Consider the following 551-nt stretch of genomic DNA (forward strand, 5'->3'; position numbering starts at 1 on the left):
AGCCCGTCACGGCACGGCACAAAGATCATCACGGCAGGCGCCACCCGGGCGAGGAACAGCGCGTCATGGAATGCACCCGAGATCATCTGTTTGTGCGGCAGCTGTAGGGTATTGGCGGCCTCCTCGACGGTTTTGACCATATCGGGAGAGAATGCCGCCCCCGGCATGTCGAACTTCAGCCTATATGTCCGTCGTCTCCGACCGCATCCGCCGCGAACTCGGCCGGCCGATCGGCATCAATGTGCTTGCCAATGCCTCCATTCCCGCGCTGTCGATCGCCAGTGCCTCCGGTGCAGCCTTCGTGCGCGTCAATCAATGGGCCAACGCCTATGTCGCCAATGAGGGCCTTATCGAAGGCGAAGCGGCGCGCGCCATGCGTTTCCGCGCTAGGCTTCGGGCCAACGGTATCCGCATCTTCGCCGACGCGCATGTCAAGCATGGCGCCCATGCGATCGTCGGCGACCGGCCGATCGAGGAGCAGGTCAAGGACCTCGTGTTCTTCGATGCCGACGCGGTGATCGCCACCGGCCAGCGCACTGGCCACGCCGCCG

2 pseudogenes are annotated in these 551 nt (G+C 64.4%); one reads left to right on the forward strand and one right to left on the reverse strand.

Annotation, left to right across the window (positions count from 1 at the left end):
- Positions 1–173: pseudogene (locus NKH38_RS33290) on the reverse strand (Zn-dependent hydrolase); the annotation flags it as partial.
- Between NKH38_RS33290 and NKH38_RS33295 the strand changes: the two are divergent.
- A pseudogene (locus tag NKH38_RS33295) lies at positions 173–551 on the forward strand (BtpA/SgcQ family protein); the annotation flags it as partial. The pseudogenes NKH38_RS33290 and NKH38_RS33295 sit on opposite strands and share 1 nt — an antisense overlap.

This window comes from Mesorhizobium sp. M1078, from assembly GCF_040318615.1.
In the GTDB taxonomy this organism is placed as follows: Bacteria; Pseudomonadota; Alphaproteobacteria; order Rhizobiales; family Rhizobiaceae; genus Mesorhizobium.